29 protein-coding genes and 1 rRNA gene are annotated in these 24,941 nt (G+C 55.4%); 13 read left to right on the top strand and 17 right to left on the bottom strand.

Translation table 11 applies throughout. From position 1 onward, the window contains the following. Nucleotides 1–87, top strand: a 5S ribosomal RNA gene (rrf, locus tag FHJ80_RS12935); the annotation flags it as partial. Nucleotides 88–216: 129 nt separating this feature from the next. Here the strand turns inward: rrf and FHJ80_RS12940 are convergent. The 4 genes from FHJ80_RS12940 to flgA form a co-directional block, all read right to left on the bottom strand. Next, nucleotides 217–957: an SDR family NAD(P)-dependent oxidoreductase gene (locus tag FHJ80_RS12940; RefSeq protein ID WP_139527765.1), complete on the bottom strand. Its 741-nt coding sequence runs from the start codon at nt 955–957 to the stop codon at nt 217–219. 71 nt (nt 958–1,028) lie between these two features. Further along, nucleotides 1,029–1,478 carry a flagella synthesis protein FlgN gene (locus FHJ80_RS12945; protein WP_139527767.1) on the bottom strand — a complete coding sequence of 150 codons (450 nt, stop codon included), beginning with the start codon at nt 1,476–1,478 and terminating at the stop codon, nt 1,029–1,031. Then, complete coding sequence (gene flgM / locus FHJ80_RS12950; RefSeq protein WP_139527769.1) at nt 1,475–1,741, bottom strand: flagellar biosynthesis anti-sigma factor FlgM; 267 nt, start codon at nt 1,739–1,741, stop codon at nt 1,475–1,477. Before flgM ends, FHJ80_RS12945 begins: the two co-directional genes overlap by 4 nt. An 85-nt stretch (nt 1,742–1,826) precedes the next feature. Next, on the bottom strand, nt 1,827–2,453 hold the full coding sequence (flgA, locus tag FHJ80_RS12955) for a flagellar basal body P-ring formation chaperone FlgA (protein ID WP_239296410.1): 627 nt from the start codon (nt 2,451–2,453) through the stop codon (nt 1,827–1,829). A gap of 285 nt (nt 2,454–2,738) precedes the next feature. Here flgA and flgB point away from each other — a divergent pair, with 285 nt between their 5' ends. From flgB to flgL, 11 genes are all read left to right on the top strand, one after another. Continuing rightward, nucleotides 2,739–3,167 (top strand): flagellar basal body rod protein FlgB, encoded by a 429-nt coding sequence (gene flgB / locus FHJ80_RS12960; protein WP_139527772.1) that lies wholly within the window; start codon nt 2,739–2,741, stop codon nt 3,165–3,167. Nucleotides 3,168–3,192: 25 nt separating this feature from the next. After that, nucleotides 3,193–3,603: a flagellar basal body rod protein FlgC gene (gene flgC, locus FHJ80_RS12965; RefSeq protein WP_139527777.1), complete on the top strand. Its 411-nt coding sequence runs from the start codon at nt 3,193–3,195 to the stop codon at nt 3,601–3,603. A 2-nt stretch (nt 3,604–3,605) separates the two neighbouring features. After that, entirely contained in the window at nt 3,606–4,298 is a 693-nt protein-coding gene (locus FHJ80_RS12970; RefSeq protein WP_196781571.1) for a flagellar hook assembly protein FlgD, read from the top strand. Between the two features lie 36 nt (nt 4,299–4,334). Further along, complete coding sequence (gene flgE / locus FHJ80_RS12975) at nt 4,335–5,552, top strand: flagellar hook protein FlgE (RefSeq protein WP_139527779.1); 1,218 nt, start codon at nt 4,335–4,337, stop codon at nt 5,550–5,552. 31 nt (nt 5,553–5,583) lie between these two features. Next, complete coding sequence (locus FHJ80_RS12980) at nt 5,584–6,342, top strand: flagellar basal body rod protein FlgF (RefSeq protein WP_139527780.1); 759 nt, start codon at nt 5,584–5,586, stop codon at nt 6,340–6,342. Between the two features lie 30 nt (nt 6,343–6,372). Next, nucleotides 6,373–7,155 (top strand): flagellar basal-body rod protein FlgG, encoded by a 783-nt coding sequence (flgG, locus tag FHJ80_RS12985; RefSeq protein ID WP_139527781.1) that lies wholly within the window; start codon nt 6,373–6,375, stop codon nt 7,153–7,155. Between the two features lie 37 nt (nt 7,156–7,192). Next, nucleotides 7,193–7,882, top strand: coding sequence for a flagellar basal body L-ring protein FlgH (locus FHJ80_RS12990; RefSeq protein WP_139527782.1), 690 nt, complete (start codon nt 7,193–7,195; stop codon nt 7,880–7,882). A 42-nt stretch (nt 7,883–7,924) separates the two neighbouring features. Beyond that, nucleotides 7,925–9,052 carry a flagellar basal body P-ring protein FlgI gene (locus FHJ80_RS12995; protein WP_139527783.1) on the top strand — a complete coding sequence of 376 codons (1,128 nt, stop codon included), beginning with the start codon at nt 7,925–7,927 and terminating at the stop codon, nt 9,050–9,052. Beyond that, nucleotides 9,052–10,074, top strand: coding sequence for a flagellar assembly peptidoglycan hydrolase FlgJ (flgJ, locus tag FHJ80_RS13000; RefSeq protein ID WP_139527784.1), 1,023 nt, complete (start codon nt 9,052–9,054; stop codon nt 10,072–10,074). The genes FHJ80_RS12995 and flgJ overlap by 1 nt, the downstream gene beginning before the upstream one ends. 61 nt (nt 10,075–10,135) lie before the next feature. Further along, the gene (flgK, locus tag FHJ80_RS13005; RefSeq protein ID WP_139527785.1) at nt 10,136–11,794 is read left to right on the top strand and encodes a flagellar hook-associated protein FlgK; all 1,659 of its coding nucleotides are present in this window, start codon (nt 10,136–10,138) and stop codon (nt 11,792–11,794) included. Between the two features lie 14 nt (nt 11,795–11,808). Further along, nucleotides 11,809–13,050, top strand: coding sequence for a flagellar hook-associated protein FlgL (gene flgL, locus FHJ80_RS13010; RefSeq protein ID WP_139527786.1), 1,242 nt, complete (start codon nt 11,809–11,811; stop codon nt 13,048–13,050). Between the two features lie 52 nt (nt 13,051–13,102). Here the strand turns inward: flgL and fliR are convergent, their stop codons facing one another. From fliR to fliF, 13 genes are all read right to left on the bottom strand, one after another. Further along, nucleotides 13,103–13,894: a flagellar biosynthetic protein FliR gene (gene fliR, locus FHJ80_RS13015; RefSeq protein ID WP_139527787.1), complete on the bottom strand. Its 792-nt coding sequence runs from the start codon at nt 13,892–13,894 to the stop codon at nt 13,103–13,105. A gap of 2 nt (nt 13,895–13,896) precedes the next feature. Then, entirely contained in the window at nt 13,897–14,166 is a 270-nt protein-coding gene (gene fliQ, locus FHJ80_RS13020; protein ID WP_044629584.1) for a flagellar biosynthesis protein FliQ, read from the bottom strand. Nucleotides 14,167–14,196: 30 nt separating this feature from the next. Then, nucleotides 14,197–14,976 (bottom strand): flagellar type III secretion system pore protein FliP, encoded by a 780-nt coding sequence (gene fliP, locus FHJ80_RS13025; protein ID WP_139527788.1) that lies wholly within the window; start codon nt 14,974–14,976, stop codon nt 14,197–14,199. Then, the gene (gene fliO, locus FHJ80_RS13030; RefSeq protein ID WP_139527789.1) at nt 14,973–15,407 is read right to left on the bottom strand and encodes a flagellar biosynthetic protein FliO; all 435 of its coding nucleotides are present in this window, start codon (nt 15,405–15,407) and stop codon (nt 14,973–14,975) included. Before fliO ends, fliP begins: the two co-directional genes overlap by 4 nt. Further along, on the bottom strand, nt 15,404–15,922 hold the full coding sequence (gene fliN, locus FHJ80_RS13035) for a flagellar motor switch protein FliN (RefSeq protein WP_139527790.1): 519 nt from the start codon (nt 15,920–15,922) through the stop codon (nt 15,404–15,406). Before fliN ends, fliO begins: the two co-directional genes overlap by 4 nt. Next, nucleotides 15,919–16,974, bottom strand: coding sequence for a flagellar motor switch protein FliM (gene fliM, locus FHJ80_RS13040; RefSeq protein ID WP_139527791.1), 1,056 nt, complete (start codon nt 16,972–16,974; stop codon nt 15,919–15,921). Before fliM ends, fliN begins: the two co-directional genes overlap by 4 nt. Before the next feature lie 20 nt (nt 16,975–16,994). Then, nucleotides 16,995–17,471 (bottom strand): flagellar basal body-associated protein FliL, encoded by a 477-nt coding sequence (gene fliL / locus FHJ80_RS13045; RefSeq protein WP_139527792.1) that lies wholly within the window; start codon nt 17,469–17,471, stop codon nt 16,995–16,997. Between the two features lie 158 nt (nt 17,472–17,629). Continuing rightward, nucleotides 17,630–18,913: a flagellar hook-length control protein FliK gene (locus FHJ80_RS13050; RefSeq protein WP_139527793.1), complete on the bottom strand. Its 1,284-nt coding sequence runs from the start codon at nt 18,911–18,913 to the stop codon at nt 17,630–17,632. 22 nt (nt 18,914–18,935) lie between these two features. Beyond that, nucleotides 18,936–19,388 (bottom strand): flagellar export protein FliJ, encoded by a 453-nt coding sequence (gene fliJ / locus FHJ80_RS13055; protein WP_139527794.1) that lies wholly within the window; start codon nt 19,386–19,388, stop codon nt 18,936–18,938. Continuing rightward, nucleotides 19,389–20,777 carry a flagellar protein export ATPase FliI gene (fliI, locus tag FHJ80_RS13060; RefSeq protein WP_139527795.1) on the bottom strand — a complete coding sequence of 463 codons (1,389 nt, stop codon included), beginning with the start codon at nt 20,775–20,777 and terminating at the stop codon, nt 19,389–19,391. 4 nt (nt 20,778–20,781) lie between these two features. Beyond that, a complete protein-coding gene (gene fliH, locus FHJ80_RS13065; protein ID WP_139527796.1) occupies nt 20,782–21,543 on the bottom strand; it encodes a flagellar assembly protein FliH in 762 nt (253 codons plus the stop codon). Then, nucleotides 21,536–22,540 (bottom strand): flagellar motor switch protein FliG, encoded by a 1,005-nt coding sequence (fliG, locus tag FHJ80_RS13070; RefSeq protein ID WP_139527797.1) that lies wholly within the window; start codon nt 22,538–22,540, stop codon nt 21,536–21,538. The genes fliH and fliG overlap by 8 nt, the downstream gene beginning before the upstream one ends. Further along, nucleotides 22,533–24,290 (bottom strand): flagellar basal-body MS-ring/collar protein FliF, encoded by a 1,758-nt coding sequence (fliF, locus tag FHJ80_RS13075; RefSeq protein ID WP_139527798.1) that lies wholly within the window; start codon nt 24,288–24,290, stop codon nt 22,533–22,535. Before fliF ends, fliG begins: the two co-directional genes overlap by 8 nt. Before the next feature lie 256 nt (nt 24,291–24,546). On the opposite strand from fliF, the gene fliE reads away from it, so the two are divergent. Continuing rightward, nucleotides 24,547–24,873: a flagellar hook-basal body complex protein FliE gene (fliE, locus tag FHJ80_RS13080; protein WP_139527799.1), complete on the top strand. Its 327-nt coding sequence runs from the start codon at nt 24,547–24,549 to the stop codon at nt 24,871–24,873. Nucleotides 24,874–24,941 lie beyond the last annotated feature (68 nt).

A 24,941-nucleotide genomic window follows, 5' to 3' on the forward strand; every position in this document is an offset into this window, starting at 1 on the left:
TGATCCCATGCCGAACTCAGAAGTGAAACCGCTTAGCGCCGATGGTAGTGTGGGGTCTCCCCATGCGAGAGTAGGTCATCGTCAGGCACTTATACCGCAAAGAACCCAGCCAACCGGCTGGGTTTTTTGTTGTGCGCTCGATAAGCCCCGTACACACCGTGTGCGGGGCTTTTTGCTGTAAGAACTTCTAATAATTAAGCGAAAATACCAAGGTCGTTACCACTCGATCGACTCACCCGCCCAGTCCCAAAAGCTGCCGGTTTCCTCGGGGGATCTCTTGTTTATGACCTCGATTAGCCGTGTTGACACGAACTCTGGGCTGAACAACTTTTCGGCAGGGACGCGTGCTTGAAACGGCTTCGACAGAGAGCTGTCCGTCGTGCCTGGGTGAAGACAAAGAACGATCGACTGTTTATTAAGCCTGCTCAGCTCGATGGCCGCTGTCTTCATCAACATGTTGTGCGCAGCTTTACTGGCACGGTAGCTATACCAGCCGCCGTACCCATTGTCGGTAATGGAGCCGACTCGAGCAGAGAGGCTGGCGATGATCGTGGGGTGCTGGCCTTGCAGTGAGGGCTTGAGGGCACCAATGAGTAGCGCAGGCGTTGCCGCATTGACGTGCATGACGTGGGCAAAGGCTGCCTCATCCAACTGCTCTAGTCGTTTTTCGGGTTGTATGTGCTTAGACGTATCGTGAAGAACGCCCACGGCATTGAAGAGTAAGTGAACGGGCTGCCCATCCAATGCGTTACACAGCGCATCGCGACCTGTCGACGTGGTGATGTCCGCGGAAAGCGCCTCGAGTTTTGGATGCTGCATCGCTATCGTTGAACGGCTAGCCGCAATGACGCGCCCTGTTTGAGGTGCAGCCAAAAGGGTGTGCAACATGGCACGACCAATGCCGCCATTGGCACCTGCAATAACGGCGGTAAAATCTTCGGGGAGATAGGGAAACATGACACGCTCCAATAGTGAACAGTGTTGTTCTCATTGAAGCGTTTTGTATAGGGTTTGTCTATGCTTGTCGTTCAAGCCGACGCATTGATACGTCCTGGCTGAGCGCTGTTACGACCATTCGGTTTATACAGGGTTTTCTCGGCAATTTGCCGGATATAGTCGAGCATTTCTTGATTGTGCTTCATGCGCACGGACAGCATTTGGCCGGTCAGCGCGTTCATGCGTGATACGCGTTCACTCTTTTCGAGCAGGCTTTCCCAAGTGGCTAAGCAATCGGCATCGGTGGCAGCTTGTTTGGCGCCAGGAGCGCCTTCTGGATAGCCAAGCTTGGTTTGAACGCCGCGGCGTAAAACTTCCATACGCTCAAGCTCTGCAAGCAGTGCCTGTTTCTTGGCAGCGATGTCTGTTAACACTTCACCATCGATACTGCCTTTGGTCAGCTGCTCTTGCTCATCGGTAAGTAGCTCGATAAGTGCTTCAAGACGCTGCAACTGACTGGAAAGAAGGCGTGATAGGCTCATAGGTCTTTCAAGTTGGCAAGCAGGCCATCAGCGATTCGGTCGGCACGTACTTCAAGCCGACCTTCGCGAATGGCATCGCGAATTTCTTGGACTTTAGTCATGTCGATATCTTGACTATCATCGATCCTAGACTGGCTAAGCTGAGTGGCTTCACGGGTCGTGTTACCCGTTTCCGATGGCTTGGTGCCACTGATTTTTTGAGCATCGTCACGCTGCTGCGCTGGTGTATTACGAAGCAGCGGATTAAGGTTATCAATTTTCACGTTGTTGGCCTCATCGTCAACGTTGGGGCGCCGTGCGCTATATGATCCTTTATCGGCTTCCTAAAAAGAAACTTTAGATGATCGGCTAAAAATCCACCATCAAAGTCCCTTGGCCAATCACTCGCGCATTCATGATGTCTCGAGGGCCAAAACGCACACGAATGGTCTCGCCCTCTGCGCCATCCGTTAGCGCTTCTCCTTCCCTTGAGACGCGAAAGCCAGAACCTTCTGCTATGACCGTGACGCGCTGGCCGCGTTCAACGAGGCTGGGAGCTTGTAAGAAATGTGCTTGGAAGGTGCTACCGCTGCGAATGGGACGCTGAGCAACTTTGCCAACGACATCCTCCTCACTGGTTAGCGATTGAGATGACAGATCACTCAGATTGCCTTCACGCTGAGCCAGCATGGACGATGTGATGAGTGTGCCGCGGGCAATGTCTTGGCCAGCCACGATGTAGCGACCTATCACATCTACTTGGGCTTGCAGATAGCGAGTTTGGCGTCCGTCTTCTCCGCAGCGAACGCCCACCGACACACGACCGATTGGCGCTTGGTTTGCATTAGGGAGAAAGGGGGAGGGTTGAAGGCAGGGTGGCAGGTGCGGCGATGGTGGTGCGATATCGATGACGACCTCCTGCCCCAGTGTTTGAGTTTCTTGGTACAGAAACTGCTGCACTGTGTCGAGCAGCGTTTGATCCGTAGCTTGCGCCAAGACGGGCTGAGGAGCGCCGACATAAAGAAGTAATAACAAAACGTTAAGAACTATTGAGCAGCGTGCAGCAAAATGCAGCAAGTAGCGCATGAGAAGATCGCTCAGTTTAGAAAGACAGATGGCAAGCATCAGCCCGGCAGTGTAATGCAAAAGTACCCCACGCATCATGGGAAATGCTGGTGTAAACGGTAGCTGTTCCATGCTTTAAGGTGAAAGCCGCACGCCTATTATTCATCATCAACAATTTCCGATTTATTTTTTGCCTCTCAGCGAGCGAGGGTCGGCATGATCGATCAGCTTGAATCTGCCTTTAACTTTCACCAGCAGGCGCTAGGGTTGCGGCAGCAACGACACCAAGTACTTGCCGCCAATATTGCCAATGCCGATACCCCCAACTACAAAGCGCGAGACATCGATTTTGCCAGCGAGTTGAAGAAAGCCGTCGATGGTGGCCAAGCTCAGCAGCAGCGCGGTGGCTTGGCGTTGGCGCGTACGTCAGACCGGCATCTGGCAGGTGAAGGGCCAGCTTGGCGAGGCGCAGGAAGTGCAGATTTACTGTATCGGATTCCAGACCAGCCCAGTTTGGATGGTAACACTGTCGATATGGATCGCGAGCGAACACAGTTTGCCGACAATGCGGTGCGCTATCAGGCCGCGCTCACCATTATGAACCGTCGTATTCAAGGCCTGAAAAATGCGATGCAGCCTGAATAACCTAGTAATAGGAGAAGAATAAGCTATGTCGATGTTTTCAGCGTTTGAGATCGCCGGTTCCGCCATGAGCGCCCAAGCCCAGCGAATGAACGTCACCGCCAGCAACATGGCGAATGCCGATAGCATTGCGGGCCCAGATGGTGAGACGTATCGCTCCAAACAGGTCATGTTTGAGACCCAGTCCCAGAATAATCGTTTTGGCGTGGGTGGGGTGCGGGTTACTGAAGTCGTGGAAGACGACTCTCCGCTACGTATGGAGTACATGCCGAATCACCCCGCCGCCGATGAAGAAGGCTATGTGGCTAAGCCTAACGTGGATCCGGTGCATGAGATGGTCAACATGATTTCTGCGTCACGCTCTTATCAAGCCAACGTGGAAGTCTTCAACACAACCAAGCAAATGATGGTTCAAACGCTGTCGCTCGGTGAGGGCTAATAATGAATATTGACACGAGTGTCGTTAATAGTATCAACAGCAGTGGTTCGACCGCTGGCCTCTCCACGCGGCAGTCCGCTGAGCTGCGCGATAGCTTCATGACCCTGCTAATTACACAGCTCCAGAATCAAGATCCGCTCAATCCGATGGATAATTCGGAAATGACGTCTCAGCTTGCTCAGATCAATACCGTCAGCGGTATTGAAGAGCTGAACGCTACTTTGAATGGCATTACCCAACAGATGGATGCGGCACAAACGCTGCAGGCCGCAGGCCTGATCGATAAGGCCGTGCTGGTTCCTGGTAATAACGTAATGGTGAGCGTGGATCCTGAGAATGGTTCCTACGCTACGCCGTTCGGCATCGAGTTGGATACCCCTGCCGAGAAAGTTGAAGTCACCGTGACGAGCCAATCAGGGGAAGTGGTTTACACCAATAACTTAGGCCGCGTGGCTGCAGGCGTAGAATCGTTTAGTTGGGGTGGGATGACCAATGGCGGCGAAGCGGTTCCTGAAGGCGCTTACCGGGTCAATTTTAAAGCAACCAATGCCGAGGGCGAGTTGCTAGAGTCACGTGCCTTGAATTATGCCCTTGTTCAAGGCGTTTCGCCTGGAGCGGGGGGCAGTGATGTACGCCTTGACCTTGGCGCGATCTATGGCCAAGTGACACTCGATCAAATCAAACAAATTCTTTGATGATTCGCTAGCCGACACTTTTTCCAGGGGAATATCATGAGTTTTACGCAAGCACTCAGTGGTTTGAACGCTCAGCAGCAAAAACTAGGCGTGGTGGGTAACAACATCGCTAACTCGCAGACTGTTGGCTTTAAAAGCTCCAATATTCAGTTTGCGGATGTATTTGCAAACTCGCGCGTTGGTTTGGGGGTGCGAACATCTGCTGTATTGCAGAATTTCAGCCAGGGTAACATCGAATCCACCAGCCGTAACATGGACTTAGCCATTGCAGGTGAAGGCTTCTTTCGCTATCAGCAGCCGAATGGCGAGATCGGGTATTCTCGTAACGGCCAGTTAACCATGACCGCTGATGGCCGTCTTGTGAATGCTCAAGGCGCGCAGATTATGGGTTACCCTGCCGATGCCGAAGGTAACGTACAAGAAGGGGGTAATGTCGTCCCGATGGAAATTCCGCCGGGTGACTTACCTGCAAACGCTACGACAGAGTTAGGTGTCTCGTTGAACTTGAACTCTGGACAGCCAGTCATTGCTGCTGCGTTTAACGCCGATAATGCGAATACCTACAATTACTCCACTAACGCGACTGTCTTTGATTCGCAAGGTAACGCACGTAACTTAACCCTCTACTTTACAAAGACAGCGGCTAACCAGTGGAACGTGAATGGTCGCCTCTCGGGTGGGCCTGCTGATGGCGGCACCTACGACGTCGCGTTAGGTAATCTCACCTTTACCCAAAACGGTACTCTGCAGGCGGAGAACACCAATAATGCCACGTTCAATAATAATGAGTTCGGGGCAGGCAATCCGTTAGCGGCTTTGGATATTGAGCTGAGTTTCGAGGGAACGACACAGTTTGCCAGTGAGTCCACGGTCAATGACACTATTCAAGACGGCTATACCGCAGGTGCTCTCGTGGGTATCACCATTGAGGAAGATGGCACCATCATGCGTAACTACTCCAATGAGGAGTCGCGTGCCGCGGGGCAAGTGACACTGGTGACGTTCCGTAATCCTGAGGGCCTGCGTCCTGAAGGGGATAACCTATGGGCCGCTACCGGCACCTCAGGCCAGGAACTTCTAGGTGCCCCAGGGGCTGGTTTGCGTGGTTTGATCCAACCAAATGCGATCGAAACATCCAACGTTGATATGGCGCGTGAATTGGTCGATATGATCGTGGCTCAGCGTGCGTACCAAGCAAACTCCCAGACCATTAGCACCCAGGACGAGCTGCTGCAAACCATCATTAACATTTAATGACTGGGCGAACGGGTAAGGAGTAAACGTCTTGGATCGCATGCTTTATACCGCCATGAGTGGCGCAAAACACACGATGGATCAGCAGTCGGTAGTGAGTAATAACCTATCGAATGTGTCGACCGCTGGGTTCCGCGCTCAGCTTCAGGCCGTGCGCTCTGTGCCCGTGCAAGGCGATGGTGCATTGCCTACCCGGGTATCTGCCGTTGCCACGACGCCGGGAACCGATTTCTCGCAAGGCCCCATCGAGCGTACTGGGCGTACGTTGGACGTGGCCATGCAGGGGAATGCTTGGATGGCGGTGTTAGCAGACGATGGGACCGAAACCTATACCCGACGTGGTGACTTGCAGCTCGACAGCGATGGTGTGCTGTTGAGTGTCGGCCGTCCCGTCATGGGTGACGCTGGCCCCATTGCGGTGCCACAGGGGGCGCAAATCTCTCTAGGTGCCGACGGCACGATTAGTGCGATTCCTCAGGGAGAAGGTCCCGCGGCAATGGTGGATGTTGGTCGTATCAAGCTCGTGACGCCAGATGAGCTGGGTCTGGAGCGCGGGGATGATGGTTTGTTCAGAGCGCCCCCTGGTGCAGATGGGGCGCCTGGTGTGCTTCAAGCTGACGAAGATGCACGGTTGGTTAGCGGTGCGCTGGAGGGCAGTAACGTGAGTGCCGTCGATGCCATGGTGTCGATGATCGACGTAGCGCGCCGTTACGACATGCAAATGAAAATGCTCAGCTCGGCGGATGAAAATGCTCAGCGAGCCAACAGTATTCTCTCTATTCAAGGCTAATTGCAGCCACTCAGCCAAGGGAACCTACGTATGATCAAGTCTTTGTGGACTGCTAAAACCGGGCTCGAGTCCCAGCAAACCAAACTCGATGTCATTTCGAATAACCTTGCGAACGTGAGTACCAATGGTTTCAAGCGTTCTCGGCCTGTTTTTGAAGACCTGCTTTATCAAAACATGCGTCAGCCGGGTGCCCAGAACAACATTCAGGACCGCCTGCCTTCTGGTATGCAGATTGGCACCGGGGTGCGTGCCGTGGCCACGGAGCGTCTGCACACTCAAGGGGGCTTGGAAGAAACGGGCAATTCCCGAGATCTTGCGATCAATGGGGAAGGCTTTTTCCAGGTGTTGTTACCTGACGGCACAATTGGCTACACCCGTGACGGCAGTTTTCAGCTAAACGAAAATGGTCAGATGGTCACCGCCAATGGCTACCCGATTGAGCCAGCGATCTTCATTCCCGCCAATGCGTTATCGGTCACCATTGGGGAAGATGGAACCGTAAGTGTTCGGCAGCCTGGTATCGCTCAAGATGCCGATATTGGGCAGATCAACGTTGCCTCCTTTATCAATCCAGCAGGCTTGGAAAGCATCGGTGGCAATCTTTACCTGGAAACCGGTGCCTCGGGCGCCCCAAACCAAAATGCGCCGGGTAACAACGGTGCCGGACGACTGTTCCAAGGATATGTGGAGACATCGAACGTGAACGTCGTCGAAGAAATGGTCAATATGATCCAAACGCAGCGTGCCTATGAGATCAATAGTCGTGCTATCTCTACCAGCGATGAAATGCTAGCGCGTCTAAGCCAGCTCTAATGTCAAAGTTCGTCAGGGCTTCTTAACAGGTCGCGCTATGCTGAAATCAAACTTTAAGTTACGCCGCATCGTGATGGCGAGCTTGGCACTACTGGTGTTATTGACGGCAGGGTGCGCGCAGATACCTCGGGCATCGGTCGTCGGTGAGCAAGAGCAAATCACCATTGTCGATCGGCCGCCACCGATACCCAATGGCTCCATCTACCAGGCACGTCGTGGCTATCAGCCGCTGTTCGAGGACCGCCGTCCCCGTACCATCGGCGATATTCTGACCATCGTGCTCGATGAAGAGGTGAGCGCGAGTAAGAATGCCCAATCCAATGCCAACCGCTCGGGCAGTGCAAGCCTTAACCTGGCCCAGCTACCCGACGTGTTGGATACGCTGGCGGAGTACGGTTTCGATATCGAAGGCGCCAGTGACTTTGCAGGCGGTGGCGGCTCACAAGCCAACAATACGTTTACCGGTACGATTACCGTGTCCGTGTTGGAAGTCATGAATAACGGGAACCTGCGCGTGCGCGGTGAAAAGCAGATTGCGATCAATCAGGGCACCGAGTTCATTCGTTTCTCGGGTGTCGTGAATCCTCGCACGATTACCGCGCAAAACACCGTGCCGTCGACTCAAGTCGCCGATGCGCGTATCGAGTACGTGGGCGATGGCTATATCAACGAAGCGCAGCATATGGGGTGGCTGCAGCGCTTTTTCCTGAATGTGTCGCCGTTCTAGGCGTGTCAACAAGCTCGACAACAGAGACCTGGTGAAATGGCTATGCAGTGGAAAGCGTATCGATATCTAACAGCAACCTTGCGTATCGTGACGCTGTTGGCGCTTTGTTTGGTAATGCTGCCAGCCCACGCTGAACGCGTGCGCGAACTGGCGAGCTTTGCAGGCGTGCGAGATAACCAGTTAGTTGGCTATGGCTTGGTGGTGGGGTTAGACGGTAGCGGTGATCAGACCACCCAAGCGCCATTTACTAGCCAGAGCTTGACCAACATGCTGTCGCAGTTAGGCGTGACGGTGCCGCCAGGCACCAACCTACAACTGCGTAATGTGGCCGCCGTCATGGTGACGGCAGACCTTCCTCCGTTCTCTCGTCCCGGGCAGCGTTTGGACATCGTCGTTTCTTCGATTGCCAACGCCAGCAGTTTGCGGGGCGGTACGCTACTCATGACGCCGCTCAAAGGCGCCGATGGTGATACGTACGCGATTGCCCAAGGCAACATGCTGGTAGGTGGTGCGGGAGCACAAGCAGGCGGCAGTAGTGTGCAGATCAATCAGCAGGCGTCAGGCAGGATTCCTAACGGCGCCCTGGTCGAGCGGGAAGTGCCGCTCAACTTGGGGGGCAACGGCGGGGTGTTGGAGCTGCAGCTCAATGACGCCGATTTTGGTACCGTGCAGCGCATGGTCTCTGCCATCAACAGTGAATTCGGGCAGTCCGTTGCCTACGCGCGAAATGGACGGGTCATCGCCCTCGATGGTCCTATGGATGCCAATGACCGCGTCAATTTCATGGCGCGAGTCGAGAACGTGCAGGTGACGCCCACCGAAGCGCCCGCTAAAGTCGTGCTGAACGCACGAACCGGTTCCGTGGTGATGAATAGTGCGGTGACGCTACGTCGTGCGGCCGTCGCGCATGGCAATCTTTCGATCATGATCGACACCCAGTTTGGCGTGAGCCAACCCAACCCCTTGGGGCAAGGCGACACCGTGGTCGTGCCGGATGCAGATATCAATATCGAACAGCAAGAGGCGTACCTACAGATCGTCGAAGGGGCTGACTTGGCGGAAGTGGTGAACGCGCTCAATGCGTTAGGCGCCACCCCTCAAGATTTAATGTCAATTCTGGAAGCATTGAGAGCTTCGGGCTCTTTGCGTGCTGAGCTGGAGATCATTTAATGAGTATGGGGGATATGACCAGTCAGTTCGCGCTGGATATGAGCGGTTTTCAGCGGCTACAGCACAATGCCCGCCTCGACCCGGAGGCTGGGGTGCAAGGCGCAGCGCAACAGTTTGAAGCCCTTTTTATCCAAATGATGGTCAAAAGCATGCGGGATGCCACGCCAACCTCAGGGTTGCTAGAGAGCCGCGACACGACCTTCTATCAATCCATGCTCGACCAGCAGTGGTCACAGGTCATGGCTTCCCGAGGCATTGGCTTGGCCGATGCATTGGTGGAACAGTTACAGCGTCAAGGGGCGGTTGGTCAAGTTAGCAACCCTGATCAAGAACTTCAGGCACTGATTGCAGGTATTCCTCGTGGGACGCCGCGCGTGCTAGACAATCCACTACAGCCGAACAGTGCTCAGGCGCCTGCCAATACGACGGGTAGCGGCCGCTTTTATGACGAGCTGGACGCCGTCCAGCAATTGGAATCCAGCAGCGCACCCGCCATGTTGGCGGAGCCCCGGCGTCCGGTGACGTCTTCCCATGACCATGTCGAGCGTTTCTTAAACACGCTGGCCACGCCTGCCCAGGCGGCGAGTGCTGCCACGGGGGTACCTGCTGAACTCATTTTAGCGCAGGCAGCCCTGGAGACGGGCTGGGGGCGTCACGAAATAGCCACTCGGCAGGGGCATAACAGCTACAACGTATTTGGTATCAAAGCCGGTAGCCATTGGCAGGGCAAGACCACCGACATCGTGACCCATGAGTACGTGAACGGTCGCCGTACGCAGGTCGTCGATACGTTTCGTGTCTATGACTCGTTCGAGCATGCCTTTACCGATTATGCCAATTTGATTGGCAACAACCCTCGCTATGCCGGTGTTCTACAAGCGGCCAATGCGGAGCAGGCTGCCCGTGAGTTGCAGCGCGGCGGCTATGCGACCGACCCGCGTTACGCCGACAAGCTGGTCTCGGTCATGAACACGATGGGGCCCTTAAATACAGCGGAGAGTTTGCTGGCGGATTCTCGCTAGCGATGCCTCAAGTTTGCCTGCGCATTGCCGATAAATAGATACCGGCCTAAGGAATTGAACCATGAGCATGTTTTCGATCGGCTTAAGCGGCCTCAATGCGGCGCAGAATGCCCTCAATACGACAAGCAACAACATTAGTAACGTCTATACGCCCAGTTATAATCGCGAGCTTACCCAGCTCGGTGAGGGACGTGTAGGGGGCGGCGTACGTGTCGATGATATCGAGCGCCAGTTCAATACTTACGTGGCCAATCAGCTCAATAATGCTAAGACGCAGTCCAGCGCTTTAGAAACGTATTACAACCAAGTCTCACAAATTGATAACTTGTTGGCCGATCGAGACGCAGGTCTTTCCCCGCTCATGCAGACGTTTTTCTCGTCTTTGGAAGACTTGGCAAGCTCGCCCTCTGACCCAGCAGCACGCCAAGGGGTGCTGGGAACGGCAAACACGCTGAGCGCACAGTTTCGTTCGTTCGATGGTTATTTGCAGGACATGCAGAGCAATATCAATAACCAGATCAAAGACGAAATCACTCAAGTCAACAATACTGTGGAGCAGATTGCGGGCCTTAACAAAGAGATTTCGCTGGCACGCGCACGAACTGGTGAAGCTCCGAACAGCTTGCTGAATCAGCGAGATTTTTTGGTTTCTCAGCTCAACGAGCGCATGGATTTGCGGCTCAACGTGCAGGATGGCAAGACGTACAACATTAGCTTGCCCAACGGTCAGCCGCTCGTCACGGGAACTAGCTCGTTCAAATTAGAACCCGTGCAGGCCGACTACGATCCACAGCGGACGATCGTGGGATATCGTGATGGAGGCGGTAACCTGATTCAGTTGGACGAGTCCACGGTCAAAGGAGGCGCGTTAGGTGGCTTGATGAACTTCCGTTCTGAGACGCTCGATAAAACTCAGAACCAAGTCGGACAGCTCGCCGTGTCGTTATCCGTGGCGTTTAACGAACAGCATAAACAGGGCGTTGATTTGGACGGCGTTCAGGGCGATGACTTCTTTAATGTCAGGACACCCCAGGCCTACAGTTATGAGGGCAATAGTGCCGTCACGATCGATGCAATCGCGTTTGACACAGACAACATCGCTCAACTTCGTGCAACAGATTACACCGTCAGTTTTGCTGGCGGCACTCCTACCGTGACGCGTAACGATAGCGGTGCAAACGTCGATATCGGGACAGGGTGGGACGCTGCCAACAATACGTTGTCGTTTGGCGGCATCTCCATGACGTTCAGCAATACACCGGCCAATGGGGACCAGTTCGAGGTTCAACCCGTGCGTCGAGCGGCCAATGGGATGGAAGTCAATCTCATCGATGCCGATAAAATTGCGGCGGGTTTGCCCATCAATCCCAACGATGATCCGGCCGATTGGATCGCTGCAGGCGCAGGCGATAATAGCAACGCCTTGCTGCTCCAAGATCTTCAAAGTAAAAACATCGTAGGGGGGAGTGCCTCGGTCAGCGGTGCCTATGGTGCGCTCGTTAGTGACGTGGGTAATCGCACCAACATTACCCAAGTCAACCTGGATGCGCGTCAGGGGCTAACGGATCAGCTCCGGGCCGTACAGCAGTCCGAGTCGGGCGTTAACTTGGATGAAGAAGCGGCTAACCTGATTCGATACCAGCAATTTTATCAAGCGAATGCCCGCGTGATCGATACGGCAGGTACGATCATGGATACCATTTTGAACCTGCGGAACTAATAGGAGCTTAGGCGATGCGTGTCAGTACGGTCACTATGTATGAGCAGAGTACGGCTTCCATTAACCGTCAGCAAAATGACTTTCTAAAGATTGGTCAGCAAATTGCCAGCGGCCGCCGGGTCGTCAACCCGTCCGATGATCCGCAAGCGGCATCACGTGCGGTAGGGGTAGACCAGTCGAAAGCCATCACACAGCAGTATGAAGATGCTCGGGTATCGGCACGTAATTCACTGGCACAGACAGAAAGTATTCTGAATAGTATTAGTGATGCGGTGACCAGTGCCAAAACACTATTGATCCAAGCATCCAGTGATACCTTGAGTGATGTCGATCGGGAGTCCATCGCCAGTGAGTTGAAAGGCGTTTACGAGACGATGATTGGGCAGGCGAATGCCACCGATGGTAACGGCCGCTATATTTTTGGTGGTTATAAAGATAACGCGCCGCCTTTCGTTAAATCTGCGACAGGCAGTATTGAATACAATGGTGATGTTAACGCGCGTTCTCAGCGTGTCGACTCGTCTCGCCTCATGCCTGTCACAGAAAATGGAGCAACGATTTTCCAAGGTGTGCCTAGCGGAGCAGGCTACATCGCAAACGCTGACGTAGCCAATCAGGGAAGCGTGACGTTTAGTGGACCTCAAGTGACCAGCGTCAACGACCCGAATTATGGTGAAAGCTTTCGCGTCCTTTTCGACGATGATGGGGCTGGTAACCCCACTTATACCGTTGAGCAGTTTGATGGTGCTGCTTGGCAGCCAGTAGCGGGCCTTGAAGACCAAGCTTATGACCCTGCCGGCGAGCAAATAAGTTTTGGTGGCGTCAGTTTGACCTTGAAAGGAGCTCCTCAGGTCGGTGATGAGATCTTGGTAGCGCGGCCTGGCAGCGACCAGCTTCCCGCTGACCTGTTCCGCACCATGGAAGCAGCGATTCGTGTGCTAGAGACCCCAGCAGAGAACGATACGCAAAAGGCTGCCCTTCGCAATACGCTGAATACGTCCATGCGTGAATTAGATAATTCACTAGACAATGTGTTGACGGTACGCGCTTCTGCTGGCGCAAGGCTCAATGAGCTGGATGTCATCGATGCGGTAGGCAATAACCGTATGCTCAACTATGAGCAGACGCTATCGGATCTGGTCGATCTCGACTATGCCGATGCGATTTCGGAGTATAGCCTGCGTCAAGTAGGCCTGCAGGCGGCTCAAAAAGCGTTCGTGGATATCAAAGGCATGTCGTTGTTCGACTTCATGTAGCGTCTCAGCGCCTAACGTCTACTGAAAGCCTCAGCCAGGATGCTGAGGCTTTTTAGTTCAAGGGGGCCATGGTCTCGATGAGGCTCTGGGTAAAATTGACCCCTTGGCTAAACAGCTGTTGGAGAAAGCGGCCGATATCGCTCATCAACACCATGAGCAGCACAATGCCAACGGTCAACGACGTGGGAAAGCCGATATTGAAGACGGTCAGCTGTGGCGCTGAGCGGTTGAGGATGCCTAGCGATAGGCTAATGATCAGCAGCGATGCCACCAGAGGAAGAGCCAGCAGCATGCCGGAGGCAAAAATCGTTCCTGCATACCGCGCCAGTAATTCGAAGGCATTCGGGTTCAAGGTACCGATCCCGATAGGCAGCGTTTGAAAGCTCATCACCAACGCCTCCAACACCATCAAATGGCCGTTAAACGCGAGAAACATCAGTAGCGTGACCATGTAGAGAATGCGTGAGAGCACCATGATGTTCGTGCCGCTCGACATGTCGAAAAAGCTCGCAAAGGCCAAGCCCATCTGTAAGCCGATGAACTCACCGGCGGCCTGAACGACCGCGAAGACGATATGCATCACGAGTCCAATCGCGATACCGATCAGCATTTGTTCGACGATGATGCCAAGCCCCGCCCAAGACATGAGCGGGACGTCTGGCATGGGAGGCAAAACAGGAGTAATGACGACGGCAATGACCGCTGCCAGAGACACTTTCGCTGGCGTTGGGATGCTAGAGTGGCCCCAGAGAGGCGTCGCCGTCATAAACGCCGTAATGCGTACGAAAGGCCAAAAGAAAGCGACTAGCCACCCCTGTAGCTGCGCAAAGGTGACGTCGACCATGGTTACATCACCATGGCGGGAATATTGGTGAATAGGCGCGTTGTAAAGTCGGTAATCAAACCGATGAGCCAAGGGCCTGCTAGTACTAGAACGGCAAAAACGGCCAGAATCTTTGGAATGAAGGTAAGCGTCATTTCATTGATCTGAGTGGCCGCCTGAAACAGGCTGATAATCAGACCTGTAAAGAGGGCCGCCAACAGCATGGGTCCCGCCAAAAAAAGCGTTACGCGCATGCCTTGATAAGCAACGCTCATCACCATTTCAGGTGTCATGGATAGAGGCTCCTTGCCGCGCATGCGACGTTAAATCATATAAAAACTTTCAGCCAGCGAGCCAATGATGAGCTGCCAGCCATCGACTAGTACGAAGAGCATGAGCTTGAAAGGCAGTGAGATGGTCACAGGAGGCACCATCATCATCCCTAGTGCCATCAAGGTGCTCGCCACCACTAAATCAATGATCAAGAATGGAATGAAGATGGTGAAGCCGATTTGAAAGGCTGTCTTGAGTTCGCTGGTGACAAAAGCGGGAAGCAGCACCCGCATGGGGAGCTCCTCGGGGCCTTGCAGCGGACCGACATCGGCCAGACGAACGAAGAGAGCGAGGTCGGGTTCCCGCGTCTGTGCCAACATGAACTCACGAAAGGGGAGTTGAGCACGCAGTAAGAACTCTTCGAAATTGATCACTTCGTCCGTCAAAGGCACCCAGGCGGTATCGTAGACCTGACTCAAGACGGGCGACATAATGAAAAACGTCAGAAACAGCGCAATGCCCAGTAGTACCTGATTGGGCGGCGTTGCCTGCGTTCCCATGGCGGTGCGCAGCAAGCTCAATACGATGATGATGCGTGTGAAGCTGGTCATCATCAACAGCATCGCAGGTAAAAAGGCCAGCGAGCTTAAAAATAGCAGCGTTTGTAGCGAGAGCGACCACTGCTGGCCGCCATCTTCCATTGGCTGTGATACAAGGCCGGGTAGCTGCTGAGCGGCGGCGGGTAAGGCTATCAGGCTGCCAACCAGAAACAGCGCCAACAGCCACCAGCGACGTAGAAAGGGCCAAGCAACGGGCGAAACGTGAGTCATGATGAGTGCTGAGAGTCTGAAGAGGGTGAGGCGCTTTTACCACGATTCTTGGCCAGCGCATTGGCTAGGCGCTGCGAGAAACGAGAGGGCGGCGATTCAGGCGTCGGGGGGCGGTCTAGTGGAGCGGGCCGCTCATGCAGTTTGCTGATACGGCCACTACTGACCCCCAAAACTAGCCACGTATCTTCCACTTCGACGACCACCACGCGCTCACGATTGCCAACGGCAGTGGTTCCGACGATCCGAAGCCGCGCCCCCTGGTCGAACCGGTGTTGTTGCCAGCGCTTGAGCAGCGACGTACAGACCAAAATGATCGCTATGACGAGTGCGAGCGCCGCGGCCGTTTTACCCAACGCGGCCATGCCCACCAGGGCGTCACCGCCGCTTAGCGCATCGACCGAGGGCTGAGCGCTGGAAGTCGCCACGCTCATCGGTTGAGTTTATGAATCCGTTCGGACGGCGTGATAATTTCCGTAATACGGATACCGTACTTATCTTCGATGACGACCACTTCGCCCTGGGCAATCAAATAGCCGTTGATCAGGATATCCATGGGCTCCCCAGCAAGGCCCTCTAGCTCGATAACGGAGCCTTGCGCCAGCTCCAGGAGCTGTTTGATCGTGAGCTTCGTGCGGCCGAGTTCTACGGTCAGCTTGACCGGAATGTCCATGATCATCTCTAGATCACGGGAGGGGGCATTTCCTTGCTCACCGCTCAGTGGGCGAAACACCTCTTCGCTTGCAGACTTGGCTTGAGGCGCCTCTGGGGCGGGCTCATCCTCTGCATGAGACTGCTCGGCTGCTTCCTGCTCAGCCATGGCAGCTGCCCAGGGGTCCTCGTCTTCGCTGGCGGCATCCGCGTCAGACGACGGCTCTTCTTGCTCAGACATGGCTTCCGCCCAATCGTCATCAGAGACTTTTTGATCGGGTTTATTAGGATCAGTCATGCTTTGGATTCCTTGGCTTTCTGTCGCGTTGAACCTTTAATAAAGTCCTTGGACGATACGTTATTCATAGCAGCATGGTCGATCATGCGCAGTACCCGTAACGCGCGTTGCTGGCGCTGGCTACCGTACTCGCACTCCATGACGGGAACCCCATCGACACGTGCGGTAATCGTGTTAGGGATATCCACCGGCAAGACATCCCCTTTTTTCAGTCCCATGACCTGCGCAATACGGCTGGGAATTTGTGCAAACTCGGCCACCAGCTCTACTTCCGATTGGCGGAGTTCGCTTGCCATACGACGTGACCAGGAGCCGTCACTGTCATGATTACTATCGTTGATCGGGTTCACCAACAGGTCACGCAGCGGCTCGATCATGGCGTAGGGCATACAGATTTGAAAACTGCTCGAGAGGTTGCCAACTTCGATGTTGAATTTGGTATTCACCACGATCTCGTTGGGAGAGTTAGTGATGTTGGCAAACTTCGACTGCACTTCTGAGCGTAAAAAGTGGACATCGATGGGGTATACCACTTTCCAGGCTTCTTGATACGCATCGATCGCCAGATTCAATAATCGCTGAATGATGCGCTGCTCGGTGTTGGTGAACTCACGCCCATCCGACTTGGTGACGAAACGTCCGTCGCCCCCAAATAGGTTGTCCACCACCATGAAAACCAAATTCGGTGGGAAAACCACCAGTCCAGAGCCTCGCAGCGGTTTCATCGATACGATATTGAGGTTGGTGGGTACCGGTACGTTGCGTGAAAAGTTGCTGAAGCTCTGATAGCTAACAGACTCTACCGTGATGTCTGAGCTGCGCCGAATCAGGTTGAACAAGCCGTTGCGGAAATAACGCGCAAAACGCTCGTTGATAAAATCGAGCGCGTGAAGACGTTCACGAATGACCCGGTGCTGTGTCGACGGGTCATAAGGACGTATACGCGACTCATCCTGCGTTTGAGAAGACGCTACCGAGGGCTCGTCATCTCCGCTGACGCCTTTGAGTAAGGCATCGATCTCTTCCTGGGACAGTAGATCGTCCTGCGACATGAACGGCTCCGTTCCCTAGGTTATTGCACAATGAATTCGGTAAACAGCACTTCCCGAAGGTCTAGCGGGGGCTGGTTTTCCGTCAGTGGAACGCTCAAGCGGTTAATGATTTCTTGGGCGAGCGTCTCTTTGCCTTCTGTCGAGGTCAGCTGGTTGGCTTGCTTGCCTGAGAGCAGAATGAGCAGACGGCTGCGAACTTGCGGCATGTGCTCTTCGATGAGTGCTTTACTTTGTTCGTTACCCACACGCAGGGTAATACCCGCGTAAAGTAGGCGCGATCCAAAGCGGTCATCCGCAAGATTGACGGTAAAGGGTTCGATCTGCGTAAACACCGGAGGCGTGTGTGCGACCGTTTGCTGTTGGGTTTCTCCATCGGTGCTGCCGTCACGCTGGTCGAGCACGAGGTAGATCGCCGCCGCTGCACCTGCTGACGAGAGCAAGACAAGAATGATCATTACCCAAAGCAGTTTTTTTGATCCGCCGCTTGATTCTGCCATTGTTGTTCCCATGATGTTCACGCATGACGCTAGCCAAGCATTATGCCTAACGCGGGTGATGGTGAAGAAACGAACAGGCTTCCTTGGGGAGCCTATCTTTTGGTTTAGTTAATTAACCCGATCATGACGACATAGGTCATGCCAAACGCCGAGGCGACTTAAGCATAGAGATCGACGCGTCCATCCAGGGTTACCGGCGTGCTGTCCAACGTGGCTGTTGGCCCATTACTTTCGACGTCGTTGCCGTCAATCAGCCCGCCGCCGCCATTACCCTGCTGGGCAAAGGCTTGTTCATTGGAAGCGTTTTGCTCACCCACTGACGTTTCACCCAGTGAAATGCCTTGTTCGGCCAGCGCGTCGCGTAGTTGCGGAATCGCCTGCTCCAATACCTGACGAACCTGCGCATGAGCCGATAAGAAGTGCGCCTGGGCACCGTGTTCGGTCATTTTCAATGAAATGGAGAGCGGGCCAAGTTCGGCGGGGTGCAGTTTCATCTGAATGTGTTGCTCCCCCCCTCGCTGAGCAAATTGAACGAGTTGCTGACCGAGCTGGGATGGCCACGCCGGATGCGATACGGGAGTACCGATCGAGGAGGGGAGCGAGGTGCTCGATGGAACGGCAGCAGGGGCAGGAGTGCCATGAACATTAGGCACGTTGAGTGCTAGTTCGCTGGCGCTACCCAGCCGCGCAGCTGTGTCATTAGCGCCATTGCTGACCGCCAAGGCACTCGTCATTGCCTCACTACTGACGCGAAGTTGAGATGCATTCATTTGCGCAGCCGATGCCGTCAGCGTGCTGTATGTGGCAGGCTGACTGCTCGAGGATGCATGAGCCGTAGAGTTGGCGGCGAGCAGTGAGACGATGTGCTGGTTGCGGGACTCAAGTGTAGAGTCACCGGCCGAGCCTGTGCCGGCAGCGAGTTGCTGATAAGCAGCGACTAACGCGGCAGCATCTTGTTGGCTGATCGCTAACTGTTCGGCAATATCAGCAATCGACACGGTCTCAGCCGTGACGTCGCGGGATTGAGTCGTTGCATCACTGAAGGCTGCGACCAGCGCAAGACGACTGGAAATTTCGTCAAGCACTGATGGTGAGGTCTCTCCGGTGCTGCTGAGCATGCCGGGCAGAGCGGCTAGCTGGTCGGCGCTGGGTTGCTCTGCGTTGTGTAGCTGCGCGAGAAGCGTCGCGAGCTCTTCTTGGTCGAGCTCAATGCCTAGTGACTCCAATAGCGAGGCGAACTCCTTCAGAGCAGCCGATGCCTGTGAGGCGGATGTCGCACCGGTAGCGAGTTCTTGCGGCAGGCGTGGCTGTCCTTCATTCGCCTGAAGCATGGCTTGGCGGAAAAGACCGTTGCTGGAGAGGCTTTGAGCCCCGGTTGCCTGTGAAGCCGACATGCCATTGCCTTGGCTAGGACTCGCAGAAAGTAACAGTTGAATATTCATGAATAGGCTTCCTGACGCGACGCTAAAGGGGTTTGTCAGACTGTTGGCGAGCCAGACGATTAGTGACCATGTCGTCGCTCGCTTTCTGCTCGTGACGCGCTTGTCGGCGGTGCTCTTCTAATAACCGGCGCGAGGCCAGTGTATCGTAAGAGGAGAGTTTGCGCTGCTCCTGTTGCCAGTGCTGTTGGCTTTGTTGCACGCGCTTTTGCTGCGCCGCTAGCGCCTGTCGGGCACGGCTAAGAGCAGCATCCAGTGACGCCAAGAACTGTTGATAATTGTACATGGTAGCGGGGTCGATACCGTCACGCATGGCTTGCTGTAAACGCTCGGCGTACTCCGCCCGATAGCGATTGAGCGACTGAAGCTGCGCTTCGGTTTGCTGCTGAGTTTGGCGCTCTTGCGCCAGCAGTTTGCCGGCTTGGTCGCGTGCATCGCGGGCAAGGTCTGTCAGCATATCGAGCTGTTGATGACTCATTTAGCCTCCCACTACCGTGTGCAGGGCTTGGCGGGACTCCTCAAGCGGCGCACACTCCTCGATATTTTGTTGAAGAAATCGCTCTAGATCAGGAAAGCGATTGACGGCTTCATCTAGCCGAGGGTCATGCCCAGGGCTGTAGGCTCCCACGCTGATCAAATCGCGGTTGCGTTGATAGCGTGAAAAGAGTTGTTTGAACGTTCGCGCTTTCTGCTGCTGTTCTTGCGTCACGATGGCAGTCATCGCACGACTGATAGACGCTTCTATGTCGATGGCAGGGTAGTGGCCTGCTTCGGCCAGTGTGCGTGATAACACGATATGGCCATCCAAGATCGCCCTGGCCGAATCGGCGATAGGGTCCTGCTGGTCATCTCCCTCGGTGAGTACGGTATAGAACGCCGTAATCGAGCCGCCGCCTCGCTCCGCATTTCCCGCCCGCTCGACCAAGCCAGGCAATTTGGCGAACACCGATGGCGGATACCCTTTCGTGGCGGGCGGTTCGCCGATGGCGAGCGCGATTTCCCGCTGAGCCATGGCATAGCGCGTTAGCGAGTCCATGATCAGCAACACGTTGCGCCCAGCGTCGCGGAACCCTTCGGCAATGCGCGTGGCGTAAGCGGCCCCCTGCAATCGTTGGAGGGGCGACGTGTCGGCAGGGGCGGCGACGACCACGGCGCGTCGACGGCCCTCTGGACCCAAAATATTGTCGATGAAATCCTGCACTTCGCGGCCGCGCTCGCCGATCAAGCCAACCACGATCACATCGGCTTGGGTATAGCGTGCCATCATACCCAGCAGTACCGATTTACCGACCCCAGAGCCAGCGAATAGCCCCATGCGTTGGCCTCGGCCTACGCTAAGCAGTGCGTTGATGGCGCGGATGCCGACATCGATCTGTGACTCGATGGGCGCTCGAGACAGCGGGTTGAGCGGTCGAGACTGCAGAGTCGTGCGGGGTGCCTCTTCGACGCTTTCACGGTCGTCGAGCGGGTTACCGTTACCATCGAGTACGCGCCCCAGCAGTTCGTCGCCGACTGGGAAGCGACGAGCACTATGCCCGTTGCCATCGACCAAGGGCGTCACCCGTGCGCCTGGCATCAAGCCAGAAATTTCTTCCAGCGGCATCAGGTAAAGCTTATCGCCCGAGAAGCCAACGACTTCGGCTTCGGCATGCTTATCACTGTCGTTCAGGCGGCCATCGGCGCCCGGAAGTTCGATTTGGCAGGCGCTCCCAACCGCCACACGTAACCCGACTACTTCGATCACCATGCCCGTTGCGCGCACCACGCGACCGCTGGTGCGGTAATACGGTAGCCTTCCCACGCGCTGAGTCGTGCGTTGGAGAGCTTTTTGCCATCGGTGCTGATGCGGGCAACGTAAATGGTTCATGGCATTACGCTCCCGATGATGGCGCGCTGTGGCGCTTACGGAGCTGAGCTTGGACGCTCTGCCAACGGCTTTCGAACGTGGCATCCAATTCGCCCTGGGCGCTGGTCAAGCGACAGCCACCACGTGCCAGCTGGTCATCCGGCTGCAGCGTCCAACTGGCCGCTTCTAGCTCGCTGCCTAAGTGCTCAGCGACGAGTTCATGGTCAGCGGGGTTGAGCCATAGCCGTTGGCTGCCAACGAGCGGAGGCTCGGTGTGCAGCAGCTCTCGCACGATGGCGAGAATATGGTCGGGATGGTCTGCCAATGCCTCGCCTGCCAACTGCTTGCCGGTGGTCAAAGCAAGCTCTACCAGGTCGTGAGCAATGGTGTCGTCAAGGCGCTCAAGAGCATCGGAGAACTGTTTAGCTAACGCCGCCAGAGGTGTCACGCTCTGGCGGATTTGTTCGTTGAGCTCTTGCGCGGCATGCTCGCGGCCTTCGTTAAGGCCTTGGGTATACCCCTCTTCATGTCCGCGCGCCAGCCCTGCCTGGTACCCCTCTTCTTCGGCGGCTTTGCGCAGTCGTTCGTAAATGTCTTTACGCTCTTGCTCTTCACGTACCCGCGCTTCCTCTGCTGCGCGCCGTGCCGCCTCGACTTTTCGCTGGTGTTCGTTAGGCACAGTGCCATGGCTGTCGAATTGTGAGCGGCGGGACGAGGTCAGCTCGTCCATTTGCCAACGTCGCCAATCTCCGTGACGGTCAAACTCGGGAGCATGCGTATTAGACATACTCGTCGTCTCCACCTGCTAGGACGATTTCACCTGAATCAGCCAGGCGGCGAACGATTTGTAGAATCGCTTTCTGCTCGGTTTCTACCTGGGAAACGCGAATGGGGCCACGGGCTTCCATGTCTTCGCGAACCAAGTCGGCAGCACGCTGGGACATGTTGCGCAGGAATTTGTCCACCAGCGCGTCTTGGGCTCCCTTGAGTGCCACCACCAAGGAGTTCGTCTCGACTTCTTGTAGCACCATCTGAATGGCACGGTTGTCCAGGTCCAGCAAGTTCTCGAACAGGAACATCTCGTCGATGATTTTCTGGGCAAGATCTTCGCTGTGCGAACGAACGGTCTCGATGGCCACTTCTTCCTGAGACGAATTCATCAGGTTGAGGATCTCGGCCGCCGTTCTTACGCCGCCCATTTTGCTACGCTTGAGGTTCTGGCCATCGAGCATACTGCTGAGCACCTCGGTGAGCTCCTGCAGAGCGGCAGGCTGAACGCCGCTGAACGTGGCAATCCGCAGGACGACATCGTTACGCAACTTCTCTTCGAACAGCTCGAGAATATCGGCCGCCTGATGACGATCCAGGTGTACCAGGATGGTCGCAATGATCTGCGGGTGCTCGTCGCGGATAAGCTCCGATACCATGGATGCTTCCATCAGGTTCAGGGCATCGATACCGGAGTTTTCGCCCGTAGATTCGAGAATGTCCTCGATGAGGCTGGTGGCTCGCTCACTGCCCAGCGCCTTGGTCAGCACCGACCGAATGTGTTCGCTTGAGTTGAGGTTCAGGGCCACGAACTCTTCGGTCTCGCGATGGAAGGCTTCTAGCACGGCTTTCATGTCTTCATGGGAGACTTGGTGAAGCCGCGCCATTTCGGTACTGATCTCTTGCACTTCGCTGGCGCTGAGGAATTTGAACACCTCTGCGGCGCTGTCTTCATCCAGCGCCAGCAGGAGAATGGCGCTTTTACGAGCGCCGCTCATTTCGGCAATGCTAGTCATTGGCGTTCATCCAACTGCGAATGATCATCGCGACCATACGGGGGTCTTCCTGAGCCATCTCTCGCAGATCGTTAAGGTTGTGTTCGTAGAGCGACGTTTTGCGACGGCGCTTGGGCTTGCTGCTGTAGGTGTCTTCCTCGTCGCCATCACTCTCACTCTCCTGCTCGTCCTCTTCATCTCCTATGCGCGTACTCAGCGTTCCTCCAGGCATGGCAGCCGCCATCACCGGAGGTTGCGTGTAGCGCTTGATCAGCGGGCGCAAAATCAGCCAATAGAGTAGCAAGGCGGCAATAGCGACAAGAAGGTAGCGGCCCAGCGTCGTCGCCATGGCGATGTTGTCGGGGTGCTGCCACCACTCCGTTTCGATGCGAGTCTCGTCATCGGCGGCAAAGGGCGTATTCACGACTTCGACTTGGTCGCCTCGTAGCTCAGAGAATCCCATGGCCTGCTGAACAAGGCGTTCGATCTGGGCGATCTCTTCGGCGCTGAGAGCCACCTGTTCTACCTCGCCCTCTTCATTGGTCACGCGTCGGAAATTGACAACGACCGCTGCAGAGAGCCTTTGAACTTGGCCCAGGCGATGCTGAACGTGCTCGATGCTGCGGTCGACTTCGTAATTCACCACGTCTTCCTGACGCAGGTTGCGCAGCGCACCGGGCTCGGCATCGTCGTTCCCATCGCCCTCTTCTGCATCTGGCTGATTGATGGGGGAGGGAGCGACACCTGGCGGAGTATTGCTGAGCGCGCCAGGAATGCCGGTCGCTAGAGGGTCTTCGCCATCGTACGACAGGCTCAGCTGGCGACTGCGTACGGCGGACTCGTTAGGTGCTTGGTTGGGGCTATAGCGCTCGGAGGTTTGCTCACGACGCGAAAAATCGATTTGAGCCGCTACCTGGGCGCGTACATTGTCGCTGCCCATGATAGGCGACAGGATGTTTTCGATCCGCTGCTGGTAAGAGCGTTCGACTTCCGTGATATAGGCCAGCTGAGTGCCGTCTAGATCGTTGCCTTGGGCGCTGTTGGCTGTCAGTAGACGCCCGTTTTGATCGACGACGGTGACGTCCTCAATGGCGAGTTCGGGCACGCTGCTGGACACCATGTGGACGATGGCGCTCACCTGACCCTCACCCAGTACCCGCCCAGGTAACAGAGTGAGCACGACGGATGCCTTGGCAGGCTCCCGGTCGCGGATGAAGACCGACGGCTTCGCCATGGAAAGATGCACTCGGACGCGTTCGACGGGCCCCAGCGACTCGATGGACCGGGCAAGCTCACCTTCCAGTCCACGTTGGAAGTTGACCTGCTCAGCAAACTGGCTAATACCGAACGCCTGCGTTTCCATGAGCTCTAGACCCAGGTTACCCCCTTGCGGTAGACCCTGTTCGGCCAGTTGAAGGCGCAGGGTGTGCACTTGGTCGCTGGGTACCAGCAGGGCTTGGCCACCCTGGCTGAACTGATAGGGAACGCCACGGGTATCTAGCTCTGTAATGATTCGGCCGCCGTCAGCTTCGCTGAGGTTGCTATAAAGCACCCGGTAGTCGGGACTGCTGGCCCACATGAAGAGGGCGGCCACAATTGCGATAGACGCAGCAGCGGCCACCAAAACGACCACAAGCGGATTGCCGCGCAACTGCTTCATAGTGCGCTCAAAAACCGATGGGCTGTTGGTGTCGTTCTCTGCAGCCCCACTACGCGGAGGGCTTTGTGTCGTGCTGTTTTGACGGCCTGCCGTCGCACCCGTTTCGCTCATGCGTCCCTCCAGATGGGAAGGCAAAACGGGGGTCGACCAAGGCGCATCACCAAAGAAGGCATAGGCTATATCCGTCAATCGCGGTTATCCGCTGAAAGAATGAAGCGGAATTGTGATGGACGCCATTATCCTGGGGGGCGTCAACCATAAATGAACGAAAAGCTTGGCTTTTCACACGCATTTGTACGTATGAGGCTTTTCGTACCGATGGTAGGCTTGCGGCATTAAATGGCCACCCGCAAATTGAGGCAAGTGTATGAGTTCACCTTCCATACAGTCTGCGCTGCAGCAGATGCAAGGGCTCGCCGCCCAGGCGGCTCAGCCGATCAAGGGCGAGCAGCTAACGACGTCGGTTGGGCAGTCGGGCTTTGGTAGTGAGCTGCAGGCTTCTATTCAGCGTATCAATCGTTTACAGCAGTCGGCCAACGCGAAAGCGATGGCGTTTCAGGCCGGTGAGCCGAACGTCGAACTGAATGATGTCATGGTCGATATGCAGAAAGCGAGCGTGGCCTTTCAAATGGGTATGCAAGTACGCAATCGTTTAGTGACCGCATACCGCGACGTTATGAATATGCAGGTGTAAGGCGTTTAGCTTAAGCCGAGAGGGTGGTCGGCTGACACGATGCCGACGCTCTTGGCCGTGCGCTGCTA

Source organism: Halomonas sp. BL6 (assembly GCF_006228115.1).
Taxonomy (GTDB): domain Bacteria; phylum Pseudomonadota; class Gammaproteobacteria; order Pseudomonadales; family Halomonadaceae; genus Vreelandella; species Vreelandella piezotolerans.